Here is a 16966-nt window from a genome sequence, read left to right on the forward strand (position 1 = left end):
AACAAAATATAAAAGAGTTACACTATATTGGAAGATGAAAATCAAGGAATAAAAAATAGAAAACTATAATAATTTATTTGGCTAGAATTTCTTACTTGTATTAATAAGTTTTGAAGTGGAGGATAAAAATGAAAGGATTAGTTTTTGACAAAAATCGAGAAATTATAGTAAAGGATAGGAATGAACCACAAATATGTTCTGAATGTGAAGTGAAAATTGAAATAAAATATTCAGGAATATGTGGTACGGATTTACAAGTGTTAAAAGGAAATTTAAACTGTATACCGGATATTATTCGAGGTCATGAAGCAGTAGGTGTAGTAAAAGAAGTTGGTTCTAAGGTAAAAACTGTGAAAGTTAATGATAGGGTAGTTATAGATCCTAATCAATATTGTGGTAAATGCTTTTATTGTAGAAATGGTGAAAGTAATTTTTGTATAGGTGATGATGGCAGATTGGCTGTTGCTGGAATGACTAAAGATGGATTATTTGCAAAATACTTTGTTTGTGATGAAACTTTTGTCTATAAAATACCAGATGATTTAAGTTATGAAGCAGCGGTATTAGTTGAGCCGTTAGCTTGTGTATTGCATAATATTAAAGCTGCAAACATACAACCAGAGGATGCTGTACTTATAATAGGGGCTGGACCAATGGGAGCACTTTCCCAAATAGTTTGCGAAAAGATAGCAAGATTAACAGTAAGCATTGAAAAAAATGATTTTAGAAAAAAACTTTCTGAAGAAATAGTTCATTATGCATATTATCCAGGGGAATTAACAGAAGAGAAATTAAGAAAAATAAATATGAATAGAAAATTTGATGTAATCATTGATGCTGTAGGAAATCAAATGAATATATGCGAAGCTATGATAGAAAGAGGAGGAAGAATTGTTATTCTAGGAATTGATTCTACTTATAACTTCAAGTTTAATCCTGCTAATTATCAAGATAAGGCAATAAAAATAATAGGAGCTGGTGAATATAATTTATTGTTTCCAAAGGCTATAAAATGTGCAACTATGTTAGATGGTTTAGAGAAATTGGTGACCAAAATATGTCCTATAGATGAAGGAAAAGAAGCTTTTGATGAGTTATTATCTGGAGAAATGGAAACCATGAAAACAGTTTTTAAATTTGAATAAAAGAAATTAAAATTGTATATAGAGAGTGATTAATATGATAGAAGTAAGTAATTTAAATAAAATAGAAAAATTTATAGAAAGACAAAAGGAAAAGAAAAAATATTTAATATGGATGCCCAAAGTTTGGAATACTATATGTTTTGAGAATATAGTATCAGCAAAGGAAAATGAGATTGAAGTAGATGCATATGAATATATTTTTAAGTTAATAAAATTCTTAAAATCAACAAACTATGAAATGCCAAAAAGTAACGATTTTGATAATAGTTCAATATATTGTTCTTTAGTTAGATATTCAACTGCTTGGGACTATAACCATGACGGTAAATTAGAAATGGGAACGTTTCTAAAATTAATTATATTATTACCTATGCTAAAAAATATAGGAATAGATATTTTATATTTATTACCTATAACAGAATATAGTGAATTATATAAAAAAGGAGATATAGGAGGCCCTTTTGTAGTAAAAAATTATTTTAAATTAGATGAGAATTTACATGATGAATTGTTAGATGAGATAGATGATTTCTCGTTAAACAATGAATTTGCTACATTAGTTGAAGCCTGTCATCTTTTAGGAATAAGAGTAGTGATAGATTTTGTGCCAAGAGTTACGGCGCGGGATAGTGACATAATAAAGGAGCATCCAGATTGGGTATATTGGATTAAAAAAGAATATGAAGATGGTTTTCAAACTCCAAAGATACCTGAACTAGGATTTTTTGAAGAATGTACATATGATAACTTAGAAATAATATATAAGTCTAAAGAGACAAAACAGCATTTAAGAAAGTTTTCTCAGTCACCAGATATATTAAATCCAAGTTTATGGAAAAAGTTAAAGGAGAGGTCAGAAGAAACGGGGGAAAATTTGTTGTTATTAGTTGAAAAAGAAATGAAAATAACAACTCCACCTGCACATTCAGATTGGGTTAATGATGTACAACCTATTTGGACAGATATTACTTTTTTGAAGATATTTATGGATGTGTACCCTGAAGTTCAAAATTATTTGAATAATGATCAAGCGCCTTATGTTATGTTTGACACAATAAAGGCTAATAAATTTCAAGGAAGAGAACCTAATTATGGATTGTGGCAGCATTTTGAGGATGTTTTGAGGTACTACATTAGAGAATATGACATAGACGGAATAAGAGTAGATATAGGACATACTTTACCACAAAGGTTATTAAATCATTTATTCGATGTTGTGAAAGAATTAAAATCAAATTCAATATTTATGAGTGAAGATTTATTTAATAAAAATCATGAATCAGCCTATGAAAGCGGTTATAACATAATGCTAGGAAGTGAATGGCTAGAAATGTCTAGAATAAATAAAGAGAACTTGACCAATTTTTTGGCAGAGCTACAAGGGTTAAAGATTAGTATTTTTGGTTGTGCTGAAACTGCTGATACTCCTAGAATAACAACTAGAGACGGTGGAATTCAACTAGCTCGTTCAATTGCGGTGTTTAATAGATTCTTACCTAATGCAGTTCCTTTTATAACAACAGGTGGAGAAGTAAATGAAGATGAACCTATAAATTGTGGACTTGCAGATAATACAAATGGAGCTGAAATACCTAGAGCGTTTTTTAACAAAATGAAGATAAAATGGACTAACAAAAATGCTCAGTCAATGATTGATTTATTAAAGAATTTGAAAAAGTGTAAAAGTAAATATTTAAATATGTTAAATACTAAACATTTTGAAATTTTAGATTCTCCAAATGAAGTAATTATATATGCTTACAAATTTAAGGGGAGAGCTTTAGTATTAGTGTTTAACTTAAATATGAATGAAGAAAAAGAGATAAATATAAATAAAGCAATTAATTTTACAACAAATCCTATAATTGTTATAAATAGCGTGGAAAATGATGAAAGGAAAATATTAAATAAAGAAACTGATAAGCTTAAAAATGGACAAGCTATTGTTTTAGTTTCTGATTATTTAATAAGTAAGGAATAAAGTGATGAGCGTAGAAAATAAGAAAAAAATAGTAATATGGCACGAATACGATGGAAAAGCAGATACGATATTAGGCTTTCTCGAAGAGATAGCTAAAGAAATAAGTGAAAAAATAAATGTAGATTTTATATTTAAAATGATGAATATGGTTGAGTATAAAGAAAAGCTTAGTAATATTTATAGAACGCAAAATGGTCCACATATGGCTTTAATCCCATCAGATTTGATAGCATTTGCTGAACGTGGATTATTTTCTGAGGTGCCAGAATCAATATTTGATGGATATGCTGATAAGAAGATATACAAGACAATGAGTTACAAGGGAAAACAATATGGTGTGCCCCTATTAGGTGGAAACAATGCTGTTATTTATTATAACAAGGAAATATTAAAGAATGTTCCAAGAGATTTTCAAGAATTGAGAAAGATGAAGGTTGAATTTCAAAAGAAAGGTATTACTCCAATGGCTGTTGATATGGAAATACCTTTTTGGTTTATACCATTCTTTTCAGCATTTGATGGTTGGCCAATAAAGGATGAAAATTTAAAATTAGATTTTGATGCTTTAAAGAAAACATTTGAGTTTTTAAGAGAGTTAATGCAAGAAGGGATAATTGTACATTATAGTTCCATTGATCCTGTGACTAATACAGATTCTACGAAGTCAATGATAGGCAATTTTATAGATGGGAAAATAGCCTGCATGATGAATGGAGAATGGATATGCGATTACTTAATACGTTCATCCTGCAAAGAAAAATTAGGTGTGTGCTTAATCCCCAATATAAAAGGAAAACAGGCTAAAGTAACTACGTCTACTGCAGGAGTAGTATTCCCTTGTAATTCGTTAGAATCTCAGTATAAGGAACCTATAATGGAATTTGTTAAGTATATGATGAGTGAAGAGTGTCAATTAAGATTATTTAAGGAGATTAATAGAATACCTGTTAACAAGAAGGTTGTTGAAGAAGTTAAGCGAAGTGGATCAGAAGTTATAAAAGGTATTTTAAATCAACTTAATTTTAGTGAGACAATCCCGGTGGATTTAAAAATGAAGAGTATTTGGGATGACATAGAACTTGGAATTAAGATGTTAAAAGATGAATCAAATTCAATTGAGGATATAGTAAAAGTTGTCTTACATGAAAATTAGGGATATGCCTAAAGCAAAATAGCAATAAGGAGGATTTGTGAATATGAAGATAATACTTTTAAGTCAAGTATCAATAGATGGAAAGTTAACACTAGGAGTAGGAACTTCAAGTAAAGATTTATTTAATCTTTTAGATGATAATGATAAAAAATTTATTCATGAGTTTAGAGGGAAAGTCAACGGAATAATGGTGGGAAAAAAGACTATAGATACAGATAACCCATTTTTGACTAATAGATATGAAGAAAATAAAAATCCGGTAAGAATAGTGCCAACAAGTACGATGAATTTAGATTTTTCCTCAAATATTTTTACTGATAATGAGAAAACAATAGTAGTAACAACCGAAATGGGGAAAGATGATAAAAAAGTAGATTTTATAAGAAACTTAGGAAAAGAATGTTTGATTTTTGGAAAAGATAAAGTGGATTTTAAAAGTCTTTTTAATTATTTAGAAAAGGAACTTAATATGAAAAGCATAATGGTAGAAGGTGGAGGATATCTAAACTGGACACTTTTTGAGCAAAACTTAATTGATGAAATAATACTTATGCAATTGCCAGTAGTAATAGGTGGTTATAATAATATTTCACTTGTAGATGGAGAAGGATTTAAGGATTTAGAATCAATTAAGAAATTTAAATTCACAGAATGTAGAACAAGAAAAAATTATAATCTGTTAAAATTTGAAAGATAAATAATAATTATATTTAAAATACATATTAGCATATAAAACTTAAAAACTGAGGAGGTAAAGGATGAATAGACAAGACATTAATGCAGTTATATTTGATATGGATGGAGTTCTTGTTGATAGTGAGCCTATATATTTTGAAATAGAAAGGTATTTATTTTCTCACTTTAATGTAAAAGTATCTAAAGAGCAACATGAAGCCTTTGTTGGCACCAGTATAGAAAATATGTGGGATAAGCTTATAAAGGAAAATAACTTAAAGGAGAGTAAAGAGAGGGTAATAAAATATCATAAAAAATACGTTATAAGCCATATGGAAAGTTTGCCTCAGTTATCATTGAACAAAAATGCAAGAGAGCTTTTAGAAGATTTGAAAGAAAAAGACATAAAAATTGGATTAGCTTCATCATCGCCAAGACAGCTAATAAATATAATTTTAAGTAAATTAGATATAAAAAATTATTTTGAGGTTATAGTTAGTGGGGATGAGGTTGAAAAAAGTAAACCTCATCCAGAAATATTTTTAAAGGCAGCACAGCTTTTAGGCGTAGAATCAAAGAAATGTGTTGTAATAGAAGATTCAGCAAATGGAATAAAGGCCGCAAATAATGCAGGGATGAAGAGTATTGGATTTTTGAATACTCATTCTGGTAAACAAAACTTAGAAAATGCAGATATTATAATAAGGGAATTTCCACAAAAAAGCTTACATCTAGATATTTAAGTTTTTGAATAGTTACTTAAAAAATATGATGAGAAGGTGTAAATATGGATTTAGAAATAGATAATAAGTTTAAGGAAGAATGTGGAGTTTTTGGTGGTATAGATTTTGATAATAAATTAAATTGCAGTAAGTTAACATATTTCGGATTATATGCACTTCAACATAGGGGGCAAGAAAGTTGTGGAATAGCTGTATATTTAAAAGATAGAATAAAATGCCATAAAGATGTAGGTACTGTGAATCAAGTATTTAATGAAGAGATACTTGATGGTTTGAAAGGAAGTTTGGCTATAGGGCATGTTAGATATGCAACAAATGGGCAAAACTCTAATATAAATGCTCAGCCCTTCATAATCTCTAATGGAAAAGAAAAAATAGCAATTGCTCATAATGGTCATCTTTTAAATGCAAAAGATTTAAAAAGTAAATTAGCAAAGTACAAATTAAATTCAACAGTAGATTCAGAAATATTAGGATATATGATATTAAATGAGCTAGAGAAGAATGTATCTATTGAGAATAGCATAATAAGTTTAATGGATGATATAAAAGGAGCATATTCATTGGTGATAATTGTTAAAGACAAACTTATTGGTGTACGAGATCCTTTAGGAATGAGACCTTTATGTATTGGCAAATTAAATAATTCATACTTTATAGCATCAGAAAGTTGTGCTTTAGATGCTATAGGAGCAGAATTTGTAAGAGATATAGAACCAGGTGAAGTAGTTACTATAGATAAGTATGGGATAAAAAGTGAAAAGAAACAAATAGAAGAGCAAAAAAAGCTTTGTATATTTGAATTCATGTATTTTGCAAGAGAGGATAGTAAAATAGATGGTATAAGTGTTTATAAAGCAAGAGAAAACATAGGAAAAGAATTAGCAAAATCATTTAAAATAGATGCGGATTTGGTTGTAGGAGTACCTGATTCAGGTATACCAGCGAGTATAGCATATGCTAAAGAAAGTGGTATACCGTATGGACAAGGCTTTGTAAAAAATAAATATGTAGGTAGGACATTTATAAAATCAACTCAAAGTGAAAGAGTAATGGCTGTTAAAATTAAGTTAAATCCAATACAAGAAAATATAAATGGGAAAAGAATAATACTAATTGATGATTCATTAGTTCGAGGTACAACTTTAAAAGGAATAGTGAAACTACTGAAGGCGTCTGGAGCAAAAGAGGTTCACGTTGTAATTGCAGCTCCGCCTATAAAGTTTTCATGTTTTTATGGGGTAGCAACATCAAATAGAAAAGAGTTAATAGCTTCTAGTAAATCGATAGAAGAAATAAGAAAATATATATCAGCAGACTCGTTGGATTTTATGAGTGTTGAAAGTTTATTAAGGGCTGTAGGTAAACAAAACAATAGCTACGGATTTTGCACAGCGTGTTTTAATGGAGAATATCCTTATGTTGAAGATGAGGAGGTCCAGTTAACCAAAAAAGCTATTAATTTTTAAAATATTAATATTACAGATAATTTTATTATAATTTAAAAAGTAGTAGGTGATTACTACATATGAAAAGTTTGAAGTGGAGAAAAAGTATGATTGAAAAAATTTTTAAAAGAAATCCATATCTTAGAACTATGTTAGCGATAGCTATACCAGTTTCTATTCAAAGTTTATTTCAAGCTTCATTGAGTATTATTGATCAAATAATGGTAGGTGAGCTGGGAGAAAATGCAATTGCGGCTGTTGGATTAGGGTCAAGATTTCCTAATATTTTTATAACGACTTTAAATGCAATTGGTGTCTCAACTTCTATTATGGTAGCTCAATATTGGGGAAAGAAAGACAAAAAAAATATAGCACGTTCATTTGGAGGAAATTTATTTATTGGACTTGCTATAACTATTATATTTTTTATTATTTCATTTATACTTCCAAAACAGGTATTAGGTTGTTATACAAAAGATGCTAATGTAATCGAACTTGGAAGTCAATATTTAAAGACCATTGCTGTTGGATATATACCAATACTTCTAATAACTATGTTTTCATCAGTTTTAAGAAGTACAGAACATGTAAAATTGCCTATGTATGCAGGAGTATTTGGTATTGTAATGAATACTTTATTAAATTATGTTCTTATATTTGGCAACTTTGGTTTTACTCCAATGGGATTACAAGGTACGGCATATGCTACAAATATAACTAGATTTTTAGAAGCTTCAATTCTATTTGTGTGTGTATATGTGAAAAAATATCCTGGAGCGTATAAGTTTAAGGAAATATCTGATTTGTCAGTTAGCTTTATGAAGAAAATTATTGCTATATCTACTCCGATAATAATAAACGAATTTCTATGGGCATTAGGAGAAACAATGTATTCTATTGTATATGGTAGGATGGGAACTAGCGATATTGCAGCTATGACTTTAACATATCCAATACAAAATTTAAGTATTGGTTTACTTTCAGGGGTAAGTGTTGCAGCTGGCATTATGGTAGGAAATAAACTTGGTCAGGATGAAAGGGAAGAGGCATTTAAATATTCAAGAAAGTTTGTTCAGTTAGGCATTGTAAGTTCTGCAGTATTTGGAGTTTTATTAATTTTATTGTCAAAAGTATATGTGGTTATATTTAATATATCTGACGATTTAAAGGAGTGTACGGTAAAGATATTAATTATGTATTCTCTAGTTTTATGGATTAAAGTTTCAAATATGATAATAGGTGGCGGAATTTTAAGGAGTGGTGGTGAAACTAAATATACGCTATTTCTTGATATGTTTGGAACATGGGGAATAGGAGTTCCGATGGGATTTGTTTCGTCAATTATTTTTAAATTTCCTATTGAATGGGTTTATTTAATAATTTCAAGTGAGGAGCTTGTTAGATTTATTATTGGAATGAAAATAATGTATTCAAAGAAATGGATGAATAATCTTACTGAAAGAGACGTTGGTAAATCTATAAGCTGAACAGATAAGAAATTTTTTTGTGTGGTAAAATTAAGTGTTTGGTTAAATTTGTATTATAATATTGTGGTATAGAGTTAAAATGTAGTGCAAGAAAAGGAAAGGAGGGATATGAAGTATGGAAACTAAATTGAAAATTACTGAGAATTATAATCATACAATTTATGCTTCTTTTATAGGTTATATTGTACAAGCAATTATTAATAACTTTGCGCCACTATTATTTTTAACTTTTCAGAAAGAGTATAATGTGTCGTTGGATAAAATTTCTCTACTTATTACCTTTAATTTTGGAGTTCAGTTGATGATTGATTTGCTTTCTGCCAAGTTCATTGACAAAATTGGATATAAGATATCCATTGTGGTTGCACATATATTTGCAGCTGTTGGATTGATTTCACTTTCCATTTTGCCAACAATTCTTTCCAATCCTTTTGGTGGATTAGTGGTAGCAGTTATGCTTTATGCCATTGGAGGTGGATTAACTGAAGTTTTAGTTAGTCCTATTGTGGAAGCCTGTCCTACAAAGAGAAAAGAAGCAGCTATGAGTCTGTTACATTCTTTTTATAGTTGGGGACAAGCTGCTGTTATCTTATTATCTACAGCTTTTTTTGTAGTAATAGGTATATCTAATTGGAGAATTCTTACGATTATATGGGCAATTGTTCCCTTATTAAATGGAATTTATTATGCCATTGTGCCTATTGAGACACTAAACAAAGAAGAAGAAGGTATTAGTATAAGGCAGCTTATGAAGAATCGAGTTTTTTGGCTAATGGTAATGTTAATGATTTGTGCAGGTGCGTGTGAACAAGCTGTCAGTCAGTGGGCATCTGCTTTCGCAGAGGCTGGACTTGGGGTTTCTAAAGCTATAGGGGATCTAGCAGGTCCTTGCGCATTTGCTCTTCTTATGGGAAGTGCAAGAGTATTTTATGCAAAATTTAGTTCGAAAATAGAATTGCAAAAATTTATGATGATAAGTGGTGGATTGTGTTTAATAAGTTATCTTATTACATCACTCTCACCATATAAAGTTATGGGATTAATTGGATGTGCGCTGTGTGGACTTTCTGTGGGAATTATGTGGCCAGGAACATTTAGTATTTCATCTCTTAATATTAAAGGTGGTGGAACAGCTATGTTTGCTTTGCTTGCTTTAGCAGGAGACCTCGGATGTTCTCTAGGGCCAACTTTTGTTGGCTTTATGTCTGAAACTTTGAATAATGATTTAAAGAAAGGAATCTTAGCAGCGATTGTTTTTCCCATTATGCTTATTGGAGGATTATTAATTTTAAAAAACACACAAGAAAAAAATTGTAAAACATTTAAAAATAACCTATAATTATTAAAAATACTATATATTTGGAGGACAAAAATGGAAGATGAAAATTTTAAATTATCAGAACTTCCTTATGAAAGAATCACAATAGAATCTTTTGAAAAAGAAGCTTTGGGAATAATTAATGAATTTAAAGAGGCTAAGAGCGGAGAAGAACAATTCCAAGTTCATAAAAAGTACTATTCCTTATATAAAAAGGTATATACTGCAATAGTTTTAGCAGGACTTAGACATAATGGTGATGTATCAAATAAGTTTTATGAAGAGGAACAGGAATATTATGATGAAGTATCTCCTAAAATTAAAAGCTATCAAGTAAAATATCAAAAATTACTTTTTAACTCTAAATATAGGCCTTTCATGGAAAGTAAGATAGGAGAAGTAACTTTTAAAAATATTGAAATTCAATTAAAAGCTTTTGATGATGTGCTCATTCCACTTAAGCAAGAAGAAAATACTCTTGTATCAAGATATAATAAGTTAATTGCTCAAAGCAAGGTGGAATTTAGAGGTGAAACTCTTAATTTTTCTTTATTAGAAAAATACTTAAAGTCAGATAACAGAAAAACAAGGGTTGAGGCTGCGAAAGTAAAATGTGAGAAATTACTTACAATTCAAGATGAATTAGATGAAATTTATGATAAGCTTGTAGCTAACAGAGATGCACAAGCTAAAGCTATGAATTATGAAAATTATGTTGAACTTGGTTATTATAATATGAAACGTAATTCCTATGATAAAAATGATGTAGCTAATTTTAGAAATCAAGTTAAGAAATATCTTGTTCCATTTGCAACTAAGATGCATGAAGAGAGAAGAAAGCGCATTGGAATAGATAAACTTGATTTTGTTGATGAAGGAGTTTATTTTCTTAATGGAAACCCTGTTCCTGTTGGAACACCTAATGACATTTTTGCAGCAGGTAAAAAAATGTACAGTGAGTTATCTCCTGAAACAAAAGAGTTTTTTGAATTTATGTTAAATCATGAATTATTCGATGTCCTTGGAAGACCTAATAAAGTAACAGGTGGTTATATGGATATGCTTTTATCTTATGGGGCACCAATTATCTTTGCTAATTTTAATGGAACAAGCGGAGATGTAGATGTTATGACTCATGAATGTGGTCATGCATTTCAGGGTTATCTAACAAGAGAGTATGATATCATAGAACATAATGATATAACTATGGAAACAGCGGAAACCCATTCTATGTCCATGGAGTTTTTTACAGGTAAATGGATGGATTTATTCTTTGGAGATAGAGGGAATGACTATAGAAAAATGCAATTAGAAGATGCTATTTCATTTATACCATATGGGTGTATGATAGATGAATTCCAAGAAATTATTTATACAAGACCAGAACTTACTCCTAAGGAACGAAGAAGAGTTTGGAAAGAGTTGGAGAATAATTACAAACCACATTTATCTTATAAAGATGATCCATTTTATAGTGATGGACGTAGATGGCAAGTACAAAAGCATGTATACAACTATCCATTTTACTATATTGACTATTGTATTGCGCAAACATGTGCTCTTCAGTTTAAAATAATAATGGATGAAAATTACAAAGATGCTTGGAATAAGTATTTAGAATTTTCTTTAGAATCAGCTAAAGGTTATTTTCCTAATATGCTTCATAAAGTGGGAATTAAAAGTCCTTTTGAAGATGGTTTTATAAAAGAGCTTGTTGAAAAAATTAAATTATAAAAGTTATTAAAAATGCTATGATGTAGATTTTCATTATAGCATTTTTAAAAGAAATTAATTACATAAATTATATAAAATTTTTAATTTTCTAACTTTAATTTATTAGGAATAAGCTATTGAAATTTTACCTGAATAGTAGTAAACTGGCTATTAATCAAGAATATAATCATTAGTAAGTTTAAAAAAACTAAAGGAACTATAATACAATAATTAGAGATTTTTCTAGTGAAAAATAACTTACATAAGAAAAGAGGAATTATGAAGAAAATATTTGGTTTAATAATCAGGATTACACTTGGATTTTTATTATGCGCATTTGGAACTGTAATGGCTCTTAATTCTAATCTAGGATTAAGTCCATGGGATGTATTTCATCAAGGACTGACAAAGGTAACTAGCCTAACAATGGGACAAGCTAGTATTATAGTTGGAATACTTATAGTATTAATTACTAGAATACTTGGGTTAAAAGTAGGTTTGGGGACAATAGCTAATATGATAGTAATTGGATGTTTCATTGATCTTATAATATATATAAAAATAATACCAGTTTGTAACAATTTGTTTACTGGAATAATTATGATGATAGGAAGTTTATTTGCATCAGCTATAGGCAGCTACTTATATATTGGGTGTGAAATGGGTTGTGGTCCAAGAGATGGACTTATGATTGCATTGGTTAAACTAACAGGTAAATCAGTAAGTATAATAAGGTTTTTTATAGAAATGGGAGCTTTAATCATCGGTTGGTTATTAGGTGGCTTTGTGGGAATTGGAACATTATTTACTGCATTTGGAATAGGATATTGTGTTCAATTTATATATAAGATATTTAAATTTGATATAAAGCTATTAAATCATAGGAATATTAAAGAAGGAATACAATTCTTTAATGAATGTATTACAAATTAATATGAATGTAAGGGTCATAATGAAAATTTCATTATGACATATTTTTTTATGATTTTGTTTAATTAAAGGATAAGAACTAAAATTAAAGTATAAGTTTACTTAAGTTCATGTTGAAATAAATAGGTATGAAACTAGAAGAGATGAGTAATTCTTTATTTAAGATACTACTTAAATGCAATACAAAAAAATAAGCTATATCAAGCAATTGCGATATAGCTTATTTTTTATATTATTCCATCATTTTTGTTAACTTCTTATTTAAAGTTAATAGAATTAAACCTATAACTATTGAAATGACAGCTATTCCTCCGAATATTTCTAAGTGTCCTAAAGTTTCAGTATATGCAGCAACAACTCCTGCTAATTTATTTGCAACAAAGCTGCTTAGTAACCAAATTCCCATTAAGAATGATGCGAATTTTGCTGGAGCTAATGAACTTACCATGGAAAGCCCAACTGGGGATAAACAAAGTTCTCCCATAGTATGAAGATAATAAGCACCTACAAGCCATATCATGTTAGCTTTTATTGCAGTATCAACTACATTTCCACCTCTTTGCATAACAGCTCCTACCATAAGCAAGAACCCTATACCTAGCATAATCATACCTATAGCCATTTTTTGAGGGATACTTAAATCTCCTTTTTCTCTTGAAGCTAGTTTGTACCAAAGCTTTGATACAGGTATTGCAAATAAAACTATAAAGAATGGATTTAGTGATTGGAACCATGAAACCGGTACTTCCCAACCTCCAATATTTCTATTTATATACTCTTGAGTATATATAGTAAGTGAACTTCCGGCTTGTTCAAAGCCTGTCCAGAAGACAACAACAAAAGCTGTTAATATACATATAACTATAGTTCTGTTTCTTTCTTGTTTAGTTAATGGTTTATTTTGTACTTTTTCACCCATATTGTTTTTTTCTTTAGTTACTGGCAATTTTCCTAAGTCACCAAGATATTTGTTTGATAAGGTGTTAAATAAAATTTGTCCAATAACCATACCAATACCAGCAGCTAAGAAACCATATCTGAATCCATAATGAATAATTTCTCCACCTTGTGTTGTAGCCATTATTTTTTCAGCTAAAGTACCACATACAAGAGGAGCTAAAAATGATCCTAAGTTTATCCCCATATAGAAGATTGTGAAAGCAGAATCTTTTCGTTTATCTCCATCTGGATATAGTTGTCCAACTAAAGTTGAAATGTTTGGTTTAAAGAAACCATTACCAATAATAAGTAAAAATAATCCTATGTACAATGCGGTTGTACTTTGATTTGAAAATAAGGTGAATTGTCCCAAAGCCATTATAATTCCACCAATAGTAATAGCTTTTCTATGTCCTATATATCTATCTGATATATAGCCACCTGCTAATGGGGTAAGGTATACAAGAGCTGCAAAAGAGCTATAAATACTCATAGCTGAAACTTTGTCTACCCCAAGACCACCTTTGACGAATTCCGTAGTTAAATACATTATAAGTAATGCTCTCATACCGTAATAACTAAATCTTTCCCACATCTCAGTAAAAAATAACATATATAATCCTGGTGGGTGCTTCATTTTTTTTGAAACTTCATTTCTAATATCATCATTTTTTTGTCTAAGTTCCATAATAACCCTCATTTCTATTATTTACACAATATTATGATTTTAGCAATTAATTTTACATTTTGCAACAAGGAAAGTTTGATAAATTGTTATTTATTATGGAGAAAAATTAAAAAAATATGAAAATGAATATAAAATTTTTTGAAAAATAACATGATTTTTTAGGATTGATTTTACTGATTTGTAAAGGAAGAGAATTTATAAATTTTCTTAAACAACGAATATTTATACAAGTAATATATTAATTAAGAAGGGGAAAAATTATTAATTAGGAATATTTTGATTTAAGTGGTACAGTGAGGTAAAATTTATTATGAACAGGGGGTTTTACAAATGAAAGAGTATATTAACAATTACAAAGGGTTGCCTAAAGAGATGTATATTTTATGTTTTGCTAATCTTATTAACAGGCTTGGGGATTTTGTTGTACCATTCCTTGCATTATATCTTACTCAAAAAATAGGTATGACGGCTACAGCTTCTGGAATTATAGTTACTTTATCGTCAGTTATAGGTATACCTGCATCTATTATTGGTGGAAAAGTATTAGATGTGTTTGGAAGAAAAAAGATATACATACTATCTCAAAGTACATCAGCATTAGCTTTAATACCTTGTGCTTTTACTAAAAACGTATCAATAACAGTGGTGTGTCTATTAGTAAGCACGTTTTTTAATGGATTTATACGTCCTGCCTTTAAGTCAATGGCTACTGATATACTGCGTAAAGAACAAAGGCAAGCAGGTTTTTCACTTCAATATCTTTCAATAAATTTAGGGGTTTCTATAGGACCTATTATGGCAGGATTTTTATTTAATAATTTCTTACCTATGCTATTTATTGGAGATGCAATGACATCATTAATAGCGGTATTTTTAATATGGAGAAATGTAGAAGAAACTTATTCAAGAAGCAAGAAAGTTGTAGTAGAAAATAAGGCGGAAAAAGCCGAGAAAGGAAATACGTTTCAGATGCTTTGGAAAAGACCTCATTTATTAATGTTTTTAATTTTAAGTGCAATGTATAGTTATATTTATAGCCATTTCAAATTTGCATTACCTATAACATTAAATGATCAGTTTAATGAAAATGGTGCTAAGTATTTTGGATATCTAATGAGCATAAATGCATTAACGGTAATATTAGTAACTGTATTTGTAACTGCTTTAACTAAAAAGAATCACCAGTTAACAAACATGGTTTTTGCAGGAATTGCATATGCGATAGGTTTTGGAATGATGTCCTACATTAGTGGTTTTGCGTTATTTATTTTATCAACAACAATATGGACTATTGGGGAGATATTAAGTTCTATAAGTTCAGGTGTGTATTTAGCCAATAATAGTCCAAGTAATTATAGAGCTAGACTAAATGCTATTTCAAATATAGGGTGGTTTTTAGGTTCAGCATTAAGCACTTCATTATCGGGAGCGTATATTGAAAACTATGGAAGTAAAACTATATGGACATTAATATTTATTCTATCACTAGTATCAGCTTCACTAATGTATGCCTTAAAAATATTTAGTAATAAGAAAAGTAAAGAGGAAGTTATTGCTGCGTAAAGTAATAAGTATTTTTTTATTAGGAAAAGGTAATATTTGCTTTTAGTCCATGGTGCAAAGAACAGCAGAATTTTAGCTTTGACTTTGCACCTTGCTATCAATAAGCTGTAAATTATTTTCTTTTATTATGTCTATTAATAAATCGGCATAAATGTTATTTCCTGTTTCATCTTGCTTTGTGCTATATCCAGCATTCTCCATAGACTGAGCTTGGTCAATATACTGTGAAGAATTGAAAACACCATTTTCTTTATAACGCTTATTATTTAAAATAAATTTACCATAATCATCTAAAGATTCTGATTTAGTTGAATAACTTCTAAAATTGTCTTTTATAACAGAATTATAATATTCTGATGTAGTCATGGTTACTTTTTTTCCCTTCCAACTATTATCGGCTTTTATACCAAAAAGATTATTTGCTTGGACACTAAGATCAGATTTTCCCCAATTAGATTCTAAAATAGCCTGAGATATTGTAATTGAAGGAAGGATTCCGTAGTTATTATATAATTCAATTGCTTTTGGAGAAAGTTCATCAATAAACTTTCTACTGGAAGAATCTTTTCTTAAGTTATTTGGAACTAAACCGATTGAATCCAACTGTTCTACATATTTATAAGCTTTTTCTTTTTCAGAATCAGTAAAAGATAATTTCTTAAGTCCGTCTTCCAAATTTAGAAGTTTATATTTATTTTCTTTGGAGGTATTTTCTAAGAAAGTTTGTCCCAATTCTTGAATGCTGACATCGGTTGATTTGGAAATATCTTTCTTATATCTTACATAATCAATGGCAGCTAAATATTTCCAATTAACTTGAAGTTTTCCTTTGCTTATTTTATCTGCAGAATCTATATAAAGTTTTATTTCTGTATCATTCAATTTGATAGTATCATCTTTATGAAAAATAAGTAATAATATAATTCCAATGCATCCAATCAAGAATAGAAATATTAATCTCTTTAATGTTGTTAGTATTTTTCTTTTAATTCTTTCATACAGTGTAAGTCTTGTTTTGCTTCTATTTTTTCTTTTTCTCTTCATAAATCCCTCATATATTTTAAAAAAGTTTTTCTTATCATCTATGGAATGAATTAAGCTATATATCTATATTAGCATAAGATTGATTTCATTTAGTAATATTCTATTAAGATTAATATTTTTTTAATCAAAAAACAATTTT

At 29.2% G+C, this 16966-nt stretch carries 13 protein-coding genes; 11 read left to right on the forward strand and 2 right to left on the reverse strand.

Translation table 11 applies throughout. The features are described 5' to 3' along the window. The first annotated feature begins 128 nt into the window (after positions 1-128). From FAY47_RS14685 to FAY47_RS14730, 10 genes are all read left to right on the forward strand, one after another. On the forward strand, positions 129-1145 hold the full coding sequence (locus tag FAY47_RS14685) for an alcohol dehydrogenase catalytic domain-containing protein (RefSeq protein ID WP_143317660.1): 1017 nt from the start codon (positions 129-131) through the stop codon (positions 1143-1145). A 34-nt stretch (positions 1146-1179) separates the two neighbouring features. Further along, entirely contained in the window at positions 1180-3126 is a 1947-nt protein-coding gene (locus FAY47_RS14690; RefSeq protein ID WP_207729672.1) for an alpha-amylase family glycosyl hydrolase, read from the forward strand. A gap of 4 nt (positions 3127-3130) precedes the next feature. Next, complete coding sequence (locus tag FAY47_RS14695) at positions 3131-4279, forward strand: extracellular solute-binding protein (protein ID WP_143317661.1); 1149 nt, start codon at positions 3131-3133, stop codon at positions 4277-4279. Positions 4280-4322: 43 nt separating this feature from the next. Continuing rightward, complete coding sequence (locus FAY47_RS14700) at positions 4323-4976, forward strand: dihydrofolate reductase family protein (RefSeq protein WP_143317662.1); 654 nt, start codon at positions 4323-4325, stop codon at positions 4974-4976. A 61-nt stretch (positions 4977-5037) separates the two neighbouring features. After that, a complete protein-coding gene (locus FAY47_RS14705; protein WP_143317663.1) occupies positions 5038-5697 on the forward strand; it encodes an HAD family phosphatase in 660 nt (219 codons plus the stop codon). Positions 5698-5741: 44 nt separating this feature from the next. Then, complete coding sequence (purF, locus tag FAY47_RS14710; protein ID WP_143317664.1) at positions 5742-7166, forward strand: amidophosphoribosyltransferase; 1425 nt, start codon at positions 5742-5744, stop codon at positions 7164-7166. Between the two features lie 86 nt (positions 7167-7252). After that, positions 7253-8632, forward strand: a complete 1380-nt coding sequence (locus FAY47_RS14715) for an MATE family efflux transporter (protein ID WP_143317665.1) — start codon at positions 7253-7255, stop codon at positions 8630-8632. A gap of 115 nt (positions 8633-8747) precedes the next feature. Continuing rightward, positions 8748-9971, forward strand: coding sequence for an MFS transporter (locus tag FAY47_RS14720; protein WP_185966847.1), 1224 nt, complete (start codon positions 8748-8750; stop codon positions 9969-9971). Between the two features lie 33 nt (positions 9972-10004). Next, a complete protein-coding gene (locus FAY47_RS14725; protein ID WP_143317666.1) occupies positions 10005-11684 on the forward strand; it encodes a M3 family oligoendopeptidase in 1680 nt (559 codons plus the stop codon). Positions 11685-11942: 258 nt separating this feature from the next. Further along, positions 11943-12596, forward strand: coding sequence for a hypothetical protein (locus FAY47_RS14730; protein ID WP_143317667.1), 654 nt, complete (start codon positions 11943-11945; stop codon positions 12594-12596). Between the two features lie 229 nt (positions 12597-12825). Here the strand turns inward: FAY47_RS14730 and FAY47_RS14735 are convergent, their stop codons facing one another. Then, positions 12826-14220: a peptide MFS transporter gene (locus tag FAY47_RS14735; protein ID WP_143317668.1), complete on the reverse strand. Its 1395-nt coding sequence runs from the start codon at positions 14218-14220 to the stop codon at positions 12826-12828. A gap of 330 nt (positions 14221-14550) precedes the next feature. Here FAY47_RS14735 and FAY47_RS14740 point away from each other — a divergent pair, with 330 nt between their 5' ends. After that, positions 14551-15783, forward strand: coding sequence for an MFS transporter (locus tag FAY47_RS14740; protein ID WP_143317669.1), 1233 nt, complete (start codon positions 14551-14553; stop codon positions 15781-15783). 72 nt (positions 15784-15855) lie between these two features. On the opposite strand, the gene FAY47_RS14745 is transcribed toward FAY47_RS14740, so the two are convergent. Next, positions 15856-16827 carry a glucosaminidase domain-containing protein gene (locus FAY47_RS14745; protein WP_143317670.1) on the reverse strand — a complete coding sequence of 324 codons (972 nt, stop codon included), beginning with the start codon at positions 16825-16827 and terminating at the stop codon, positions 15856-15858. Between the last annotated feature and the right edge of the window lie 139 nt (positions 16828-16966).

Origin of the sequence: Clostridium sp. HBUAS56017 (assembly GCF_007115085.1) — a bacterium.
Taxonomy (GTDB): domain Bacteria; phylum Bacillota; class Clostridia; order Clostridiales; family Clostridiaceae; genus Clostridium; species Clostridium cibarium.

What these genes read in the sequence shown, in the direction of transcription:
- FAY47_RS14685 (WP_143317660.1), top strand. Translation starts at nt 129, where the DNA reads ATGAAAGGATTAGTTTTTGACAAAAATCGAGAAATTATAGTAAAGGAT.
- FAY47_RS14690 (WP_207729672.1), top strand. Translation starts at nt 1,180, where the DNA reads ATGATAGAAGTAAGTAATTTAAATAAAATAGAAAAATTTATAGAAAGA.
- FAY47_RS14695 (WP_143317661.1), top strand. Translation starts at nt 3,131, where the DNA reads ATGAGCGTAGAAAATAAGAAAAAAATAGTAATATGGCACGAATACGAT.
- FAY47_RS14700 (WP_143317662.1), top strand. Translation starts at nt 4,323, where the DNA reads ATGAAGATAATACTTTTAAGTCAAGTATCAATAGATGGAAAGTTAACA.
- FAY47_RS14705 (WP_143317663.1), top strand. Translation starts at nt 5,038, where the DNA reads ATGAATAGACAAGACATTAATGCAGTTATATTTGATATGGATGGAGTT.
- purF (WP_143317664.1), top strand. Translation starts at nt 5,742, where the DNA reads ATGGATTTAGAAATAGATAATAAGTTTAAGGAAGAATGTGGAGTTTTT.
- FAY47_RS14715 (WP_143317665.1), top strand. Translation starts at nt 7,253, where the DNA reads ATGATTGAAAAAATTTTTAAAAGAAATCCATATCTTAGAACTATGTTA.
- FAY47_RS14720 (WP_185966847.1), top strand. Translation starts at nt 8,748, where the DNA reads ATGGAAACTAAATTGAAAATTACTGAGAATTATAATCATACAATTTAT.
- FAY47_RS14725 (WP_143317666.1), top strand. Translation starts at nt 10,005, where the DNA reads ATGGAAGATGAAAATTTTAAATTATCAGAACTTCCTTATGAAAGAATC.
- FAY47_RS14730 (WP_143317667.1), top strand. Translation starts at nt 11,943, where the DNA reads ATGAAGAAAATATTTGGTTTAATAATCAGGATTACACTTGGATTTTTA.
- FAY47_RS14735 (WP_143317668.1), bottom strand. Translation starts at nt 14,220, where the DNA reads ATGGAACTTAGACAAAAAAATGATGATATTAGAAATGAAGTTTCAAAA.
- FAY47_RS14740 (WP_143317669.1), top strand. Translation starts at nt 14,551, where the DNA reads ATGAAAGAGTATATTAACAATTACAAAGGGTTGCCTAAAGAGATGTAT.
- FAY47_RS14745 (WP_143317670.1), bottom strand. Translation starts at nt 16,827, where the DNA reads ATGAAGAGAAAAAGAAAAAATAGAAGCAAAACAAGACTTACACTGTAT.